Here is a 271-nt window from a genome sequence, read left to right on the forward strand (position 1 = left end):
AGCGGGCGACGCGGAGATCGTGATTGCGGGCGGCCAGGAGAACATGAGCGCGGCGCCGCACGTGCTGCCGTGCTCGCGCGACGGGTTCCGGATGGGTGACGCGAAGCTGGTCGACACGATGATCGTCGACGGCCTGTGGGACGTGTACAACCAGTACCACATGGGCACCACGGCGGAGAACGTCGCGAAGGAATACGGGATCACGCGCGAGGAGCAGGACGCGTTCGCGGCGCTGTCGCAGAACAAGGCGGAAGCCGCGCAGAAGGCCGGG

Annotated in this window: 1 pseudogene; it reads left to right on the forward strand. The window is 67.9% G+C overall.

What is annotated here, in order from left to right:
* Nucleotides 1–271 (forward strand): annotated as a pseudogene (locus U4012_RS35755) (acetyl-CoA C-acetyltransferase); the annotation flags it as partial.

Source organism: Burkholderia sp. BCC1988 (genome assembly GCF_905339895.1).
GTDB lineage: Bacteria > Pseudomonadota > Gammaproteobacteria > Burkholderiales > Burkholderiaceae > Burkholderia.